Annotated in this window: 16 protein-coding genes; 4 read left to right on the top strand and 12 right to left on the bottom strand. The window is 60.9% G+C overall.

Annotation, left to right across the window (positions count from 1 at the left end; genetic code table 11):
• Positions 1-28: 28 nt before the first annotated feature.
• Positions 29-382 (bottom strand): DUF4259 domain-containing protein, encoded by a 354-nt coding sequence (locus tag ACLI1Q_RS03235; protein ID WP_239269408.1) that lies wholly within the window; start codon positions 380-382, stop codon positions 29-31.
• A gap of 212 nt (positions 383-594) precedes the next feature.
• Between ACLI1Q_RS03235 and ACLI1Q_RS03230 the strand changes: the two genes are divergently transcribed.
• Positions 595-1,455, top strand: a complete 861-nt coding sequence (locus ACLI1Q_RS03230; protein WP_239269407.1) for a hypothetical protein — start codon at positions 595-597, stop codon at positions 1,453-1,455.
• A 119-nt stretch (positions 1,456-1,574) separates the two neighbouring features.
• Here ACLI1Q_RS03230 and manA read toward each other — a convergent pair whose 3' ends face one another.
• Positions 1,575-2,828, bottom strand: a complete 1,254-nt coding sequence (gene manA / locus ACLI1Q_RS03225; RefSeq protein ID WP_239269406.1) for a mannose-6-phosphate isomerase, class I — start codon at positions 2,826-2,828, stop codon at positions 1,575-1,577.
• A 6-nt stretch (positions 2,829-2,834) separates the two neighbouring features.
• Positions 2,835-3,884, bottom strand: coding sequence for an exopolyphosphatase (locus ACLI1Q_RS03220; RefSeq protein WP_239269405.1), 1,050 nt, complete (start codon positions 3,882-3,884; stop codon positions 2,835-2,837).
• A gap of 41 nt (positions 3,885-3,925) precedes the next feature.
• Here ACLI1Q_RS03220 and cobA point away from each other — a divergent pair, with 41 nt between their 5' ends.
• The gene (cobA, locus tag ACLI1Q_RS03215; protein WP_239275623.1) at positions 3,926-4,678 is read left to right on the top strand and encodes a uroporphyrinogen-III C-methyltransferase; all 753 of its coding nucleotides are present in this window, start codon (positions 3,926-3,928) and stop codon (positions 4,676-4,678) included.
• Here cobA and ACLI1Q_RS03210 read toward each other — a convergent pair.
• From ACLI1Q_RS03210 to ACLI1Q_RS03195, 4 genes are read right to left on the bottom strand one after another with little or no spacing between them, the layout of a single operon-like run.
• Positions 4,675-5,694: a sulfite exporter TauE/SafE family protein gene (locus ACLI1Q_RS03210; RefSeq protein WP_239269403.1), complete on the bottom strand. Its 1,020-nt coding sequence runs from the start codon at positions 5,692-5,694 to the stop codon at positions 4,675-4,677. The two genes, cobA and ACLI1Q_RS03210, sit on opposite strands and share 4 nt — an antisense overlap.
• Positions 5,688-6,413, bottom strand: coding sequence for a sirohydrochlorin chelatase (locus tag ACLI1Q_RS03205; RefSeq protein WP_239269402.1), 726 nt, complete (start codon positions 6,411-6,413; stop codon positions 5,688-5,690). The genes ACLI1Q_RS03210 and ACLI1Q_RS03205 overlap by 7 nt, the downstream gene beginning before the upstream one ends.
• 9 nt (positions 6,414-6,422) lie before the next feature.
• Positions 6,423-6,674, bottom strand: coding sequence for a hypothetical protein (locus ACLI1Q_RS03200; protein WP_005277497.1), 252 nt, complete (start codon positions 6,672-6,674; stop codon positions 6,423-6,425).
• A complete protein-coding gene (locus ACLI1Q_RS03195) occupies positions 6,671-8,347 on the bottom strand; it encodes a nitrite/sulfite reductase (RefSeq protein ID WP_411697073.1) in 1,677 nt (558 codons plus the stop codon). Before ACLI1Q_RS03195 ends, ACLI1Q_RS03200 begins: the two co-directional genes overlap by 4 nt.
• A 303-nt stretch (positions 8,348-8,650) precedes the next feature.
• Between ACLI1Q_RS03195 and ACLI1Q_RS03190 the strand changes: the two genes are divergently transcribed.
• Complete coding sequence (locus tag ACLI1Q_RS03190; RefSeq protein ID WP_239269400.1) at positions 8,651-10,003, top strand: FAD-dependent oxidoreductase; 1,353 nt, start codon at positions 8,651-8,653, stop codon at positions 10,001-10,003.
• Positions 10,004-10,020: 17 nt separating this feature from the next.
• Here ACLI1Q_RS03190 and ACLI1Q_RS03185 read toward each other — a convergent pair whose 3' ends face one another.
• On the bottom strand, positions 10,021-11,388 hold the full coding sequence (locus tag ACLI1Q_RS03185) for a phosphomannomutase/phosphoglucomutase (protein WP_239269399.1): 1,368 nt from the start codon (positions 11,386-11,388) through the stop codon (positions 10,021-10,023).
• A gap of 104 nt (positions 11,389-11,492) precedes the next feature.
• Positions 11,493-12,002 carry a DUF3499 domain-containing protein gene (locus ACLI1Q_RS03180; RefSeq protein ID WP_239269398.1) on the bottom strand — a complete coding sequence of 170 codons (510 nt, stop codon included), beginning with the start codon at positions 12,000-12,002 and terminating at the stop codon, positions 11,493-11,495.
• 88 nt (positions 12,003-12,090) lie between these two features.
• On the opposite strand from ACLI1Q_RS03180, the gene ACLI1Q_RS03175 reads away from it, so the two are divergent.
• Positions 12,091-12,567 carry a metallopeptidase family protein gene (locus ACLI1Q_RS03175; protein WP_239269397.1) on the top strand — a complete coding sequence of 159 codons (477 nt, stop codon included), beginning with the start codon at positions 12,091-12,093 and terminating at the stop codon, positions 12,565-12,567.
• Between the two features lie 85 nt (positions 12,568-12,652).
• Here the strand turns inward: ACLI1Q_RS03175 and ACLI1Q_RS03170 are convergent, their stop codons facing one another.
• The 3 genes from ACLI1Q_RS03170 to ACLI1Q_RS03160 form a co-directional block, all read right to left on the bottom strand.
• Complete coding sequence (locus ACLI1Q_RS03170) at positions 12,653-12,946, bottom strand: WhiB family transcriptional regulator (protein ID WP_005277485.1); 294 nt, start codon at positions 12,944-12,946, stop codon at positions 12,653-12,655.
• Positions 12,947-13,384: 438 nt separating this feature from the next.
• Positions 13,385-14,479: a sugar phosphate nucleotidyltransferase gene (locus tag ACLI1Q_RS03165; RefSeq protein WP_411697072.1), complete on the bottom strand. Its 1,095-nt coding sequence runs from the start codon at positions 14,477-14,479 to the stop codon at positions 13,385-13,387.
• A 93-nt stretch (positions 14,480-14,572) separates the two neighbouring features.
• Positions 14,573-15,481: a glycosyltransferase family 2 protein gene (locus ACLI1Q_RS03160; protein ID WP_239269395.1), complete on the bottom strand. Its 909-nt coding sequence runs from the start codon at positions 15,479-15,481 to the stop codon at positions 14,573-14,575.
• Between the last annotated feature and the right edge of the window lie 133 nt (positions 15,482-15,614).

Genomic DNA, 15,614 nt, shown 5'->3' with positions numbered 1-15,614 from the left:
GCGCCAGCGGCACCGAGGGAGGTGGTTTTTAAGAAAGTGCCTCGATAAACGGTTCCACGTCGTAGTCTCCTTCGACGGTATCCAGGATCTCAAGGGCATTTTCGGTCAGGGTATCGTCAACGGTTCCCACCAAGTCCCTAATATAGGGGTAGTCTTCAACGGTTTCGCTGGCGCTGAACGGCGCGCCTGCCCAAATGGCGGCGATCGTGGCCGCAGCGTGGGCGTTGAGCTGTTCTTCCTCGGTTAAATCGTTCTTGCTGCGAGCCACCTCGCAGGCATCCTGTACTGCGCGGATTACCCCTTCTTCATCGAGGTTTGCCAATTCATCTAGAAAATCCACGTTGAGATCGGTGCTAAAAATCTCTTCGTCCCAGCTGCTCATTTCTCACTCCTTCGACGGGTTTAGCGCCATTTATACACGCTTTTCCGGCGGAGAAAAATCGGGCATGAAAAGGATTGCATAGGCACTGCCTTTTCTCATCTCTGCGTTGTTTACATATCACGGAATCCGCAGCCTGTCGCGGAAATTCCAATACATGATACTCTCGTTATCAACTTGTTACCCACCCTATGCAACCAAGAAAGGAGGGCACGATGAAACCAGATTCACGTCGCGTGTACGTCTTCATCGTGCTCGGCCTTATCGCCGCCGTCGTCGTGGGAGTGGGCGTGTGGCGCATGAGCACGCCGAGCGCCCGTTACTCCAATGCCGCGAATGAGTCCCCTACCTCTACCGTGGCACCAAAAAATACGTCCGCTGAAGAATCGACCTCATCGTCGACGCATAAGAAGCCCTCGACGGAAAACTCTGCCCCCGCAGAGGCCAATTCTGGCGCCGGTGAATCAGACCACCAGCACCCTGAATCAACGGACCCATACTTGGCGCCCAATGCAGTCACGCATCCCCACGCGGCCACCCGCCCTACCAAGGTGTACCGCCCCGACAATGTGTACTCTCCAGGCACTTCCGTTAATAATGCCCCGTCCAACCAGGGCGGGCAGGTGCCGCAAAATGGCACCGGCACCATGCAGGCGGTCCCGGATAACCCCAGCAAGCCGGATAACCTAGCACCGTCGTCCCCGGCACCGAGCTCTCCTGTTCCATCCCCTGCCCCGGGCGAGGAGAAGCCTGGTCAAAGTGATCAGGGTAGAGAGTCCGGAAAACCGGTAGAGCCCGCCGGATCAGAAACCCCGGAGCCGCCATCGACGCAGACCCCACAAAAGTCATATACCAAGGGGAGCGCGCAGCGCACCCCAGCGGCTCCTGACGCCACCGCAGAGGGACACGGTGCAGGTGCGGGAGCGCCTTCTAGCGCACCGCAGGCGAAAAATAAATCACACGCCGAGCCGGAAGCAACCGGGAAGCCTGCCGCTACGGAACAGGCGGGAAACCAAGAGCCCACGGATATCCCGGCAACGGGAAGCTCTGCCGCAGGATCTTCCGCTGCGCGCTAAGTCCTCTATGCGGCTAGCGCAACTGGTACTAGGGAGTTAGCCTCGGCCAAAATGCGGCCAGCACCTAAAAGTGCCCCCTTGCTGGGTTTTCCAGCAAGGGGGCACAGTTATAAGGCCCCTTAGACTCGGGCCACGAATAATTGCGCCGTGGGGCCCTCAGGATTTGCCTCATTTACAGTGTGAGCATGGGCGGTAACCACCCCTTCGGAGGCTGGCAACCATGCGGCTTGGCCCGGAGAAAGGATTAGTTCCTCGCCCGCGGCATTGCGCAGGTTGAGGGAACCAGCGGTGCACAAGGCGATGGTGGGGCCGTCATAATCGAGATCGACGGAAGAATCCGGCCCGAGCTCGGCGCGATCGAGCAGAAACTCATCGATAGGCACCGGATAGGACCATGCCTCGGCGCCGTGGACATTGTCCTGGTACTGCTTATCCTTTTGCTGCACCCGTGGCTCAGTGGCGGCCGCGTAGGTCAAGACCTTGACCAGCTCCGGCACATCCACGAATTTCGGGGTTAACCCGCCGCGCAAAACGTTATCGGAATTGGCCATGATTTCTACGCCCAGGCCGGAGACATACGCGTGGAGCTGCCCGGCATCGAGGTAGACGGCTTCGCCTGGGGCAAGCTCGATGTGGTTGAGCAAGAGCGCACCGAGCACGCCGATATCGCCAGGATAGCGGTCATTAAGGTCTATCACCGTGGCCATGACCCGCGCTTTCCAATCCGTCGGATCGGCGGCAATTAGGCGCTCACCGGCAGCGACGATGGCCTTAATGAGCTCCTTGCGCTTGGCCGAGGGGATGGTAATCCACGTGGTGAAAAGCACGCGGAGGTTGGCGGACTCGGAGGATTCCGCGGGGTCATCGTCAAGCATAGCTAGGTAGCGCTCAAGCTCTGGGCACTCCAAGGCGGCAAAGAGCTCGCGGGTTTGTGCCAAGGGACGGAAACCGGCCATGGCGTAGAAATCTGAAAGAGCCACGATAAGTTCCGGCTTGTGGTTATCGTCCTTGTAATTGCGGTTTGCAGCCTGCAGGGCAATGCCCGCCTCGTTTTCGCGGGCGAAACCCTCCTCGGCCTGCTCCTTGGACGGGTGGGCCTGCAAAGACAGCGGATCTTCGGCGGCGAGGATCTTCAGCAGGAACGGCAGGTTCTCGCCGTATTCTTTATAGACTCGAGCGCCCAACTGGCCTTCTGGATCCGCCGCAATAACCTCATTGAGAAGCTGGCCATCCACCGTGGAGGGATCGCCCGGGTGGGCGCCAAACCAGAGTTCAGCCACCGGCTTTTCTGCGGCTTCTTCGCCCCGCAGCTCAGGGATGAGGGTGCGCGAGCCCCACGAGTAGTTGCGGGTAGCGCCTTCCAGTAATTGCATTTATTTCTATCCTTTAGAAATCTCGTAGGCGGTCGCGGCAAAACTCCGCGTAATAAGCTGCAGTGAGCGGGCAAGATGCCCAAGGCCCGGTTCCGGGTCGGTGCTGCGGACTGCAAGCGAGTTGGGCAGGTTCGCCTCTTCCTGCCCCCAGAAAATCACCTTCAAGGGTATCAAAGGTGCATCCGCGCCAGCACCGTCGATGAAGGGGTCGTAGAAAAGGTCATCGGCAGGCGCGGGCGCCGTACTGGATTCGGCACCCCGATCGAGTGCGCCGCGCAGGTCAGCGGGCTCGACAAAGGTGCCGGGCAACCCGTGCACGGCCCAGATGGTTGCTGCCATGCGGGCGACCAGGGTATCGATGTGCACGCGCTCGCGGCGCTCGGCATACGCGTAGGGATCGATGACGCAGGAGTGGATAATCCGCGCGCCCTCGGCGTATTCGCGCAGCTGCCGGCCGGGATTGATGGCATCATCGCGCTCTGGCGAAAGCTGCTCAATCTCGCGGTCCACGGCGGCGGCTAGATCCTCTAGCTCCTCGCGCACCGCGCGCGGGGAAGTATGCACGATGCTGCACAGCGCGTACAGGGCCGTGATAAACCGCGCCGGCGAGCAGCCCTCTGCGGTGGGAAGCGAGGGGGCAATCAGGGTGTCTTCCGGGCAATCCTCTACCAAGGGGCCGCTTGCCGGGCCCACCAAGATGGTGGTGGCGCCACGCTGGCTCGCCGCGATGAGCGCGCGGGAGGCCCAATCGCATTCTGCGGGCTCGCCTACCGCTACGACGATATCGAGCGCGCCCACGTATTGCGGCAGCGATTCCGTCACCACCAGCGGGATGCGCAGCGGTTCGGCCAAGCCGACGCCGAGGTGCGCTGCCTCGCGGGCGATGGCATCGGTGGGCAGGATGACCAGGGAGCGCGGGTTGAGCCCGTTGAGGATCTCACCCCAGCGCCCCATTTGCCCGGCGAGCAGACGAATCTGCGCGCCCTCGTGGGCGACATCAAAAAATCGCACCGCTTCGGTGTCATAGGCGGAACCATCAGTGAAACCGTTATCCATATCGCTCAAGCATAGTCTGGCTCCCACTATGATGGTGCGGCATGACGTCCGCACAAATTCACCCCGTATCCCTTATCGGTGGCGGCCCTGGCGCGTGGGACCTGATTACGGTTCGCGGCATGCGCGCCTTGCAGGAGGCCGAGGTCATCCTGACCGATCACCTAGGCCCTGCCGCGCAGTTGGATAAGCTCTGCAATATCTCCGCCAAGGAGCTTATCGATGTCTCCAAGCTGCCCTACAAGAAGTCCATTACCCAGGACAAGATCAACGAGCTGCTCATCGAGCACGCTCAAGCCGGCCGGAAGGTAGCGCGGCTGAAGGGCGGAGATCCTTTCGTGTTCGGCCGCGGCTTTGAAGAAGTACAGGCCTTAACCCAGGCATCTATCCCCACCACCGTCATCCCAGGGGTGACCTCCGCGGTTTCCGTGCCCGCGGGCATTGGCATCCCCGTCACCCAGCGCGGAATGGTTCACGGCTTTACCGTCGTATCAGGGCATCTGCCTCCAGGCCACGAGAAGTCCCTGGTGGATTGGCATGCCCTGGCCCAGTCAGGTGCGACCTTGTCCATAATCATGGGCGTGAAAAATGCCCCGGCGATTGCCAGGGCATTGCAAAAAGGCGGGCTTGCTGGGTCGACGCCGTGCGCGATTATTCAGGAGGGCACCCTGGATACGCAGCGGGAATTTCGCTGCGATCTAGAACACCTTGCGCAGACGATGGAGGACAATAACGTCTCCTCCCCCGCTGTGTATGTCATCGGCGAGGTTGCCGGCCTCGACCCGGCCGAGGATTAGGCTTTATCCGCCCGCGGTGCGGATTCCTCCACGGCGCTCACGTCCTTGGAGGCACCGGCCGCGCTGTGTGCAAAACCTGCGGCATGAAATTCCGCGTGCGCCTTGGTTTCGGCGTTTTCGGCCTCCAGCTCCCTCGCGCGGGCTGCCCGGGTAGCGCGCGCACCGTGGATGGTGGCGGAAATGCCCACGACGAGGACTAGGACCATGAGCAGCGGGGAGACGAAGCCCGGTACCGTCAGCCCGAAGTAGGTTTCTAGCCCGCCTAAGACCTTGCCGATATTGAGAGCCACGATGGCCGTACCCACGAGGCCTCCGAGGACGACCGGCTCGATCCGGGAAATCACCCATGCCGCAATCGGGGCGGCGATGGACCCGCCGATGAGCAGGGCCAGCACGGCGGAGAGGTTGGCGACGATATCCTGCCACAATCCAACGACGAAGCCGAGGGTGGCACCCAGTGTGACCAAGAATTCGGCGGTATTTACCGTGCCGACGATGCGGCGGGGCTGCTCGCGGCCAATCGCCATGAGCGTCGAGGTCGATACCGGACCCCAGCCGCCGCCACCGGTGGAGTCAACGAAGCCGCCAACGGAACCGAGCCCGATCAAAAATGGGGTGGAATGGCTGCGCCTTTGCACAAACTTCGCCCGGCGCGGGCGGGAAAAGCGCCAGATGAGGTTGCTGCCGATGGCCACCAAGATGAGCGCGGTAATCGGGGCTGCCGCATCGGTGGAGATATTGGAGAGCACGGTGGCGCCGATAAACGCCGCGATGGCCCCCGGCACGCCCAGCCGGAAGACGGTTTTCCAATCCACATTGCCAAAGCGGGCGTGGCTCAGGCCAGACATTGCGGTGGTTCCTAGCTCGGCTGTGTGGACGACGGCGGAGGCTTGGGCAGGCCCAAGGCCCGCGAGGAGAAGGATGGTGGTTGAGGTGACGCCGAAGCCCATGCCGATGCCGCCATCGACAAGCTGGGCGGCCGCACCGGCCACGGCGATTAAAATAAGGGTTAGCATGGGACACCGACCTCCTGGGCGATGTGATAGTGGGCAGCAACGATGCCAGCGAGATCGGTACCAAGAACGGGATCGACGGTGACATTGCTGGGAGTAGATGACAGTGGTTTAAGGAGCAGTCCTGCGGTTACAAAGAGCGGGATAACCCGCATTCGCGCAGTGCTCCTTGCCAATGCATGAATGCCGTTGCTGCCACCCCGGGTGGCGAACGCGGCCGTGGCGGGTACACCGGTAAGCTGGGATACCCGAGCGGCGAGCCGGCGGATGGAGTCATTGGCCGCAGCATCGGAGGAACCAACGGAGTAGATGACGTGGTGGGTATCTCCAGGCCTGGCGCGCGCGGCGAGTACCGCCGCCAGTTCCTCTTCCCCTGCTTCCCGCCTGTCCGCATCTCGTGCGGCGCGCCCTCCGCCTAAGCACTCGCCTTGCACCAAGCGCAGGCCTGAGGCTTCTTCAGCCGCAGCGATAACGCGGGGAACGTCAACGCGCTGGTGGTAGCCCTGCGTAAAAAGCAGCGGAATCACTACGGCCGAATCTTTCCCGCAGCGCGCGAGGTCGAGCGCAGCAGAAGTGAGATCAGGGGTATTGAACTCCAAGTGCGCCGCCCTATAGGCCGGGTGAGCTGGTATCGCGGCGGCCGCGGCTTGGGTGAGCCGTTCAATGCCGACGGCGGCGCCCGGGTGGCGCGAGCCGTGGGACAAGGTGATGAGTGCGGTCATGGTGCATCCTTAATCCACTGGAGCCGTGGAGTGTCCGCGGCGGGCTAGGGAGCGCTGCAGAGCTTCGGTGGACGAAACGGCCGGGGCCGGTGCCACGGGGGCATCGTCTTGTCCGTGGAAGCGGACCGAAAATACGCGCAGGCACTCCTGGCAGTTCCAGGCAAAGTCGTCTTCTTCATCGGGGAAAAGATCGGTGCCGGCGCAGTACGGGCAAAAGGTGGGGTGGTTGCGATTGGGATTAGGCTTACGGCGAAAATTCACTGCAGATCTTCCTCCTCGGCGCGCAGTACCCAGTGGCGAAACTGCTCGCCTTCTTCGCGTTGTTCCTTATACTTATTGACCAGCCGGATGACGTAGTCCGGTACTTCATCGGCCACGACCTTGTGCCCGCGGAGCTTGCGGCCCCAGTCGGGGGACAGGCCGAGGGCACCGCCCAAGTGGACCTGGAATCCCTCGACGCGGTTACCATCGGCATCGGTGACGATCTGGCCTTTAAGCCCGATATCGGATACCTGGGAACGCGCGCACGCATTGGGGCAGCCATTCAAGGCGATGGAAATGGGTACATCCAAATCCCCCAGGGTGTCTTCAAGAATGTCCACCAATTCGATGGCGCGGGCCTTCGTGGTCACGTGCGCCAACTTGCAAAATTCCAGTCCGGTGCAGGAGATGACACCACGGCGGAACTCCGTGGGCTGGGAATACAAGCCCGTTTCATCCAGTGCGCGGGAGAGAGCCGGAATATCGTCTTCTTCCACATCGAGGAAGAGCAATTCCTTCATCGGGGTGGTACGGATGCGCGAAATGCCAAATTTTTCTGCGACATCGGCAATGGCAATGAGCTGCTCGCCCGTCGCGTGGCCCACGGTGGGTTTCACGCCGACGTAGAACTTGCCGTCCTTTTGCCGGTGCACGCCCAGGTGATCGCGGCTCCCGGGATTGACCTCGAGCGGGATGCCATCGATAAGCGGCTTGTCCAAGTATTCCTCCTCGAGGACCTGGCGGAACTTTTCGATGCCCCATTTAGCCACCAAGAACTTCAAGCGCGCGCGGTTGCGGTTGCGGCGGAAGCCATAGTCGCGGAAGATGCTGACCACACCGGCCCATACTTCCGGCACGCGCTCGAGTGGCACCCACGCGCCTAGAGACTGCGAGAGCATCGGGTTGGTGGATAGTCCCCCGCCCACGAAGCAATCGAAACCGGGGCCATATTCGGGGTGGTTGACGCCTACAAAGGCAACGTCTTGGATTTCGTGCGTAACGTCCTGGCGCGCATTGCCGGAAATGGCGGTTTTGAACTTGCGGGGAAGGTTGTGGAACTCCTCGCGCGGTAAGTAATTATTCTTAATCTCTTCGATGGCTGGGGTGGCATCGATAATTTCATCCTCGGCTACCCCGGCGACCGGCGAGCCCAGGATGACGCGCGGCACATCGCCGCAGCCCATCAAGGTGCCCAGGCCCACGGATTCGAGTTTGTCCCAGATGGTGGGCACGTCTTCGATCTGGATCCAGTGCAGCTGAATATTTTGGCGGTCTGTAAAGTCCGCGGTGGAGCGAGCATAATCGCGCGAGATTTCTCCCACCGCGCGCAGCTTGGCTGGATCGGCGCGGCCGCCATCGAAACGCACGCGCATCATGAAGTATTCATCTTGCAGCTCCGCGTTGGATAGCTTGGCGGTCATCTCCCCGCCCAGGTTCTGGTTGCGCTGCGTATATAGTCCGAGCCATTTAAAGCGCGGTGCTAAATCCTCCGGCGGGATGGAGGAAAATCCCTGCTTGGAGTAGATGTCTATCACGCGCTGCTTGGCAGAAAGCCCACCATCGTCCTGCTTGATGGCCTCATCGTTATTCAACGGTTCCTTACCGTCAATTTTCCACTGGCCCTCGGGCTTATTGGCGCGTGGCTTGCGTTTGGTCGTTGTTGCGGTAGCCATAATGTGGTGTAGACCTCCCTTTCAAAGCGTTGAGGTGAAACCTACTCGTCTATAGATTACAGACAAAGCGGTCTGTTTTATTTTCACTTTTCCCAAAGCTGTGACCTGCACTTTGAGAAGGTTTAATAAAGAATCTAATTCTTCCACTTGTCTGCAAATAGACCATACGGTTCACTCTCTTAAGAGAAATCCCGCACTCAACCGCGATAAATAGACTATGTGGTCTATTTACGCATATTTATCGAGGGTCGTTCCCTTCACCCCACCGCGGGAGAATACGCAGACAAGAAAGGCAAAATTACCGTGTCAGAAAAGCCCTTAAACGTAGCCGTCATCGGTTCCGGTCCCGCCGGCATTTACGCCTCCGATATCTTGGTGAAAAAGACCGGTGGCAATGTACACATCGATCTCATTGAGCAGATGCCCGCCCCCTTCGGCCTCATTCGCTACGGCGTGGCCCCTGACCACCCACGCATTAAAGGCATTATTAAATCCCTGCACCGCGTATTGGACACGGAGCAGATTCGCCTGCTTACCAACGTGCACATCGGCCGCGATATCACCGTAGACGAGCTGCAGCAGCACTACGATGCTGTCATCTTTGCCACCGGTGCGGTAGGCGATCGCCACCGCGATATCCCTGGTGCACAACTGCAGGGAGTGCACGGCGCCGGTGAGTTCGTAGGCTTCTATGACGGCAATCCGCGTTTTGAGCGCGAGTGGGATCTCTCCGCCAGCGAGGTCGCCGTCATCGGCGTGGGCAACGTGGGCCTGGACGTCTCGCGCATCTTGGCCAAGACGGGCGATGAACTTAAGGTGACCGAAATCGCCGATAATGTCTACGATTCACTGGCGCGCAATAAGGCAGAAACCGTGCGCGTCTTCGGGCGGCGCGGTCCCGCCCAAGCCAAGTTCACCCCGCAAGAGCTCAAAGAGCTCGACCACTCGGACAACATCAATGTGGTCGTCTCCCCCGAAGATATTGATTACGATGAGGCCTCGCTAGAGGCGCGCGCTTCCAGCAAGTCCACGGATTTGGTCTGCCAGGTTCTTGAGCAATATGCCATTCGCGATCCCAAAAAGGCCCCGCATACGCTGCAGATTCACCTCTTTGAACAGCCGGTGGAGATCCTCGGTGAGAACGGCCGGGTCAGCGGGATTAAAACGGAGCGCACCGAGCTGACCGGCGATGGCAACGTGCGCGGCACCGGTAAATTCACCACGTGGCCGGTGCAAGCGGTCTATTTTGCCACGGGCTACCGCTCGGACGCCGTGGACGGCGTGCCGTTTAATAGAGAGAAGAACGTCATTAACAATGACGGCGGCCACGTCATCGACGAAGAGGGTGCCATTGTTCCCGGCCTCTATACCACCGGCTGGGTAAAACGCGGGCCCGTCGGCCTGATTGGCATTACCAAGTCCGATGCCAGCGAAACCATTGGCATGCTGCTTGATGATGCCGCCGCGGGCAGCCTACCTTCCCCCACCGCCGGCGATATCACCGAGGCCTTCGCGGATAAGGGCGTCGACTACCTCACCTGGCAGGATTGGCAACGCCTCGATGCCGCTGAGCGCGCACTGGGCGAGCGCGAAGGCCGCGAGCGAAAGAAGTACGTGGAGTGGGAAGACATGGTGGCCCACTCCCGCGCGCAGTAGTTCAGTGATTCCAGCAATTAGCGCCTGATGATGGCGAGGACCTCGTCCACAATCTGCTGGACCTCTTCGGAGGTCTTCGCCTCAACATTGAGCCGTAGCAGCGGCTCGGTATTGGAAGCGCGCACATTAAACCACGCGTCCGTGCCCTTGAGCTCGACCGTGACGCCATCGAGCTCATCGACAGATTCGATCTTATCCGCCAGCCCATCGAGCACGGCCTGGGTGGCGGCCTTTTGATCCGCTACCGTGGAGTTGATCTCGCCGGATGCCTCGTAGCGGGAGTATTCCGCCATGAGCTCGCTGAGCGGCTTATCCGTCTGCCCCAGCGCGGCCAGCACGTGCATGGCGGCCAACATGCCGGAATCGGCGTTCCAGAATTCTTGGAAGTAGTAGTGCGCTGAGTGCTCGCCGCCAAAGGCCGCCTTGTGCTCGGCCATTTGGGCCTTAATGAAGGAGTGGCCCACGCGCGTGCGCACGGCGGTACCGCCCTTTTCCGCGATGAGCTCCGGCACCGTCTTGGAGGTAATCAGGTTGTGGATAATGGTCGCGCCTGGGAACTTATCCAAGTAGCGGCTGGCCACCAGCGCGCAGATGGCAGAAGGCGATACCGGCTGGCCCTTTTCATCCACCACGAAGCAACGGTCGGCGTCGCCATCGAAGGCAAGGCCGATATCGGCGTTTTGCTCTACGGTAAATGTCTGCAGATCCTCCAAGTTCTTGGGATCCAGCGGGTTCGCCTCGTGGTTGGGGAAGGTGCCATCAAGCTCAAAGTAGAGATCGCGGACATCAAAGGGCAGGCCATCGAAGACGGCCGGGACGGTGTGCCCACCCATACCATTGGCGGCGTCGACGGCGACGACCAGCGGCTTGGACTCTTCCAGCGGCACGAGGTGGCGCAGGAAATCGGCGTAGCCGGTCAGGATTTCTTGCTCTGCGATGGCACCATGGGGGCCGTCGTAGTTTGGGGTGCCATCGATAAGCATCTGCTTGATTTCTTCCAACCCAGTCTGCTGCCCCACGGGGACGGCACCGGCGCGGCAGAGCTTGATGCCGTTGTACTTCGCCGGGTTGTGGGAGGCGGTAAACATCGCACCCGCGCACTCCATAGAACCCGCGGCATAGTAGAGCTCATCGGTGGAGGTAAGCCCCAGAAGCGTCACGTGGAGGCCTTGGCTCACCACGCCTTCAGCAAAGGCTTGCGCCAACGCGGGTGAAGACGGGCGCATGTCGTGGCCGACGGCCACGGTGTTTTCGCCTTCTTCGCGCAGGATCGCGGCGAAGGCGGCGCCAGTATCGCGCACAAAGTCTTCATCGATATCTTCGCCCACCACGCCACGGACGTCATAGGCCTTAATCACTGCATCAAGATGCTCACGAGTTCGCATACCTCGCAATAATACTCCCTGCCTGCGGGCAACTAGCGCAGTGCTCCTTCCGTGTCTGCAGCTAACTAGCGCGGGGCTTTTCAGGCGCTGTGCTCAACCCGCGCTTAGTCGGACTCGGACTCGGTCGCCGTGTCTTGCTCCGCGGCGGAGCTGGAACTGTCCTCGCTGTTCGCATCGGGGACGACGGACAGGTGAGCGCGGCGGGCCTTTTTGGCATAGGCCACGCGGCGGGTGCGAAATACCGGGTGGTTGGAATTGGCGGGATCAGCGCCATCGAAGGTGGCGGCGTAATCGATGGGATCTGCCCCGGAGCCGGCGCTGCGGTCATCGACAAGCCCCGTAGTAACCCTGCCTTCTTCCTTGACCGCCTGGGCCAGGGCCATAAGGTCGTCATCCTCGTCGAGCTCGATGCGGTCTACTCGCACCAGCTCCCACCCCACCGGCGCGGAGATGCGGTCGCGGTGAGTGCTGCAGAGATCCCAGCTGTGCGGGTTATCCTCTTCTGCCAGCGGGCCAACCACAGCGGTCTGATCCGCATATGCGTAGGTCAACGTCGCCACGGCGGGTCGGCCGCAGCCTGGGCGGGAGCAATGGCGAGATTCAGTCACGCGCATTAGTCTAAACCCTTGGTTGAGATTTAGATAGTACTTCCCCGGCGTGGCTGCACTTATTGCGCCGCCACCGAGCTTTAGAATCAACGCCATGACCGCCGCTCGCCCCCGCCCGCATATCCGACCCGCCCGTGACCGCCACGGGCGCGGCCTGCACGGGCCCCTGCTGCCGCAGCAAACCCCGCGCTACCGCAGCGCCCGCGAGCTTTTCGATGCCGCTGTCCTCGAGGCCTACGCCCCCATTCAGCACGCCTTCGCCCCGCAATTGCGCGGGCTCGACCTTGCAGTAGATACCATCCCGCGCATGCGCCTTTCGGCGGATATGACGGTGCTGCCGGATGAAATCATTGCCGATGGTCCCGTGCCGCTCGGCCGCATCGTGCCCGCCGGAGTCGACTCTTCCGGCAGCCCTACCCGCGCCCGCCTCGTCATCTTCCGCATGCCCATTGAGCAGCGTGCCGTCACCGCCGCCGAGCGCGCGGAGCTCCTCGGCACGGTCATTACCGCCCTGGTGGCCAATTACTTAAACCTCGCCCCAGAGGAGGTAGACCCACGCTATAGCTGGTAGGAAAGCATAGTCGCGCTAAAGAAAACTCTAGCCCTTGACAGCACCACATGGGGCGCAGCCAAGGGCTAGAGCACACACAACTTAATTAACCAATCTCGCGCTTGAGGCGGCGGCGTTCGCGGTCCGAAAGCCCGCCCCAAATTCCGAAGCGTTCATCGTGCTCCAGCGCGTATTCCAGGCACTCATCGCGCACCGCGCAGGCTTGGCAGATACGCTTTGCCTCACGGGTGGAACCTCCCTTTTCGGGAAAGAATGCCTCTGGATCCGTCTGCGCGCACAACGCTTGATCCTGCCACTCCTGCTCGACGGCACCGAAGAGTTCATCGAGCGATACCTCTGCAGCAGCACCGCCACGGAGAATGGCGTTGTTATTAGCCATTTTGTCCACGCCTTTTCCTTTCTCCGAGGTTGGGTAATCCTAATCAGTGCAACCGACTGTACACGAGGCTGAAGTACGACTGAATCGCCGTCAATCCGCGAGCCAATCCGTAAAACGGGTGTGTCGGTCGCCGTTTCTTGCACTGATGTAATTTCACACCGGATCACTAAATATCGTCAACCTGAATTAGTGCCTTTTCTGCGCTTTATCGCAAAAACGCTGCACACGATCCCCATCCGTCACATTAGTAACATCCGGTGCCATCCGGGGGTATAGGTAGGGGGTACTAGATATAGTGGTGCCCGGTTTTTCTGTCAACAATTTTCAGGAAGTATCGGCGTGTCTCCCAAAATCTCGGCCGGGCGGGGAGCACAAAGCCCTCCGCACCGCGCTCGCGGCCGAGCTGCAAGCGGTGCGGAGGGGTAGGTGGTGGGCGCTTTAGGCGTCGGAGCTAAAGCGGATGCCGGCATCGGGGATGGTCACACCAGGAAAGACCCGCATGCCGTCCACGAGCTCGCAGCGGGCGCCAACGTGGGCACCTTCGCCGATGACGCAGTTTTCGATGACCGCGTTGGCACCGATGTGTGCGCCCGAGGCAATGATGGAGTTGTGGATGATGGCGCCTGGTTCGATGCGCACGCCATCAAAGACCACGGTTCCTTCAAGGCGGGAGCCGGCGCCCACCTCGGATCCGCGGCCCACCGCGGTGCCAGACAGCAGCAGCACGCCGCCGGCAATGCCGACCGAGGATTCCACGAGGGATTCACCGGTGCGGCCTTCCAGCAGCGGCGATGGCGCGATGCCGCGCACCAAGTCGGAGGAGCCGCGAGTGAAGTCATCGGGGCGGCCCATATCGCGCCAGTAGGAGTTATCGACGTGGCCGACGACCAGGCGGGCATCGGCAAGCAAGCCCGGGAAGGTCTCACGCTCGACCGAGACCACGCGGTCTGCCGGGATAGATTCGATGACGGAGCGGTCAAAGACGTAGCAACCGGCGTTGATCTGATTGGTTGGTGGATCCTCGGTCTTTTCCAAAAAGGCCGTGACCCGGCCCTCGGAATCCGTGGGCACGCAGCCAAAGGCGCGCGGATCCGCCACGTTGAGCAGGTGCATGGTGACATCCGCACCCTTGTTGTGGTGCGTGGTCAAAATGCCCTCAAGATCCATGCCGGAAAGAACATCGCCGTTGAAGACCATGACGGTGTCATTGCGCAGCTTGTCATAGACGTTGCGAATGCCGCCGCCGGTGCCCAGCGCGGTTTCTTCCACCACGTATTCGATGTCCAGGCCGAGCTCGGAGCCATCGCCAAAGTATTCCTCGAAAACCTCTGCCTTGTACGAGGTGGACATCACCACGTGCTCAATGCCCGCGGCCTTGATGCGGGCGAGCAGGTGCTGCAGGAACGGGTAGTTCGCCGTCGGCAGCATGGGCTTGGGCGTACCAATGGTCAGTGGGCGCAGGCGAGTTCCGCGCCCGCCCACCAAAATCACTGCATCGGTGGTGGCACCGTGGGTGGTGGCTGCTTCAGTCATAGTCATCCTTTGTATGCAGACAATCTTATTCTGAGGTTTTTCGAAGGTCAGTGTATGCGGCCGCGGCCAGAAACCAGGTCAACGGCACGCGCTTCAGGCGTCCGAATCTTTGGCGGTACTAGCGCGAGCGGCCGTTACCGCTCCCCGCACCCGCAATCCCAGCCACAACGCTGCGCGCAGCGGGGCCTGCCACCACGCCGGGTGGCGGTCCGCCTGAAAGCGGTACGCAGAGCTGTGGTGCGCGCGCAGCATCGCCCCGGCGTGCGCCTGGGTGGAATGCCCCTTGGCATGGCTGATGACGGCTTCTGGGCAGAAAATGTTTTGATACCCGGCGCGCGCGAAGCGATCGCCCAAGTCCACGTCTTCCAAGTACATGAAGTAGCGCTCATCAAAACCGCCGATGGCATCAAAGGCGTCCCAACGCACCAAGAGGCAGGATCCGGATAACCACCCGGCGGGGCGCTGGACGGACATATCGGCATCGTTGCGGTAGGTGCGCGTCCAAGGATTAGAAGGCCACAGGTTAGAAAACAGCGCGTGGCCGATGCCGGTGGATATATTCGGCACAGACCGGGCGGATGGGTAGTTGCTGCCGTCCGGTTCCACGATGCGCGGGCCAACCGCCGCGGCATCCGGCCAGCGGCGCGCGCACGCAATCATCTGGTCAATGGCATCTTCACTAAAGGTGACATCCGGGTTAGAGATAAGGAAGAACTCTTCGTCTACGCGCCGGTTCTCGCGCACCCACCGAGCACCGGCGTTCATGCCAGCGCCGTAGCCAATATTGCCGCCGGTATCGAGGAAGTCCACGCCTTCCCTTTCCGCTGCAGCGGCTTCGGGGATGCCGTCGGTCGAGCCATTATCCGCCAGCACCACCTGGGCGCCTTGAGCGCTGGCGTCCGGCAGGGAGCCTATAAATCGCGCCAAGTACTCACCGGGGTTATAGGTCACGGTGATAATGGCGAGCGGAGCTGTAGTTTCAGTAGTCACAATGGGCCCCAAGTTTAGTCACGCCAGAGGCTGTGTCCGGAGACAGACACTGTTTCAAACACGCGAAACTGGTCACGGATCCCTAATTTTGGCGAGATCTCCCCTAAACTGTCTCCAGATCCCCGGAAAGTAGAAAGCCTTCACT

The sequence above is a fragment of the Corynebacterium limaceinasi genome (assembly GCF_046717465.1).
Classification (GTDB): domain Bacteria; phylum Actinomycetota; class Actinomycetes; order Mycobacteriales; family Mycobacteriaceae; genus Corynebacterium.
Note: the sequence above shows the minus strand (reverse complement) of the source record. Positions and strands in the feature narration are given on the sequence as shown.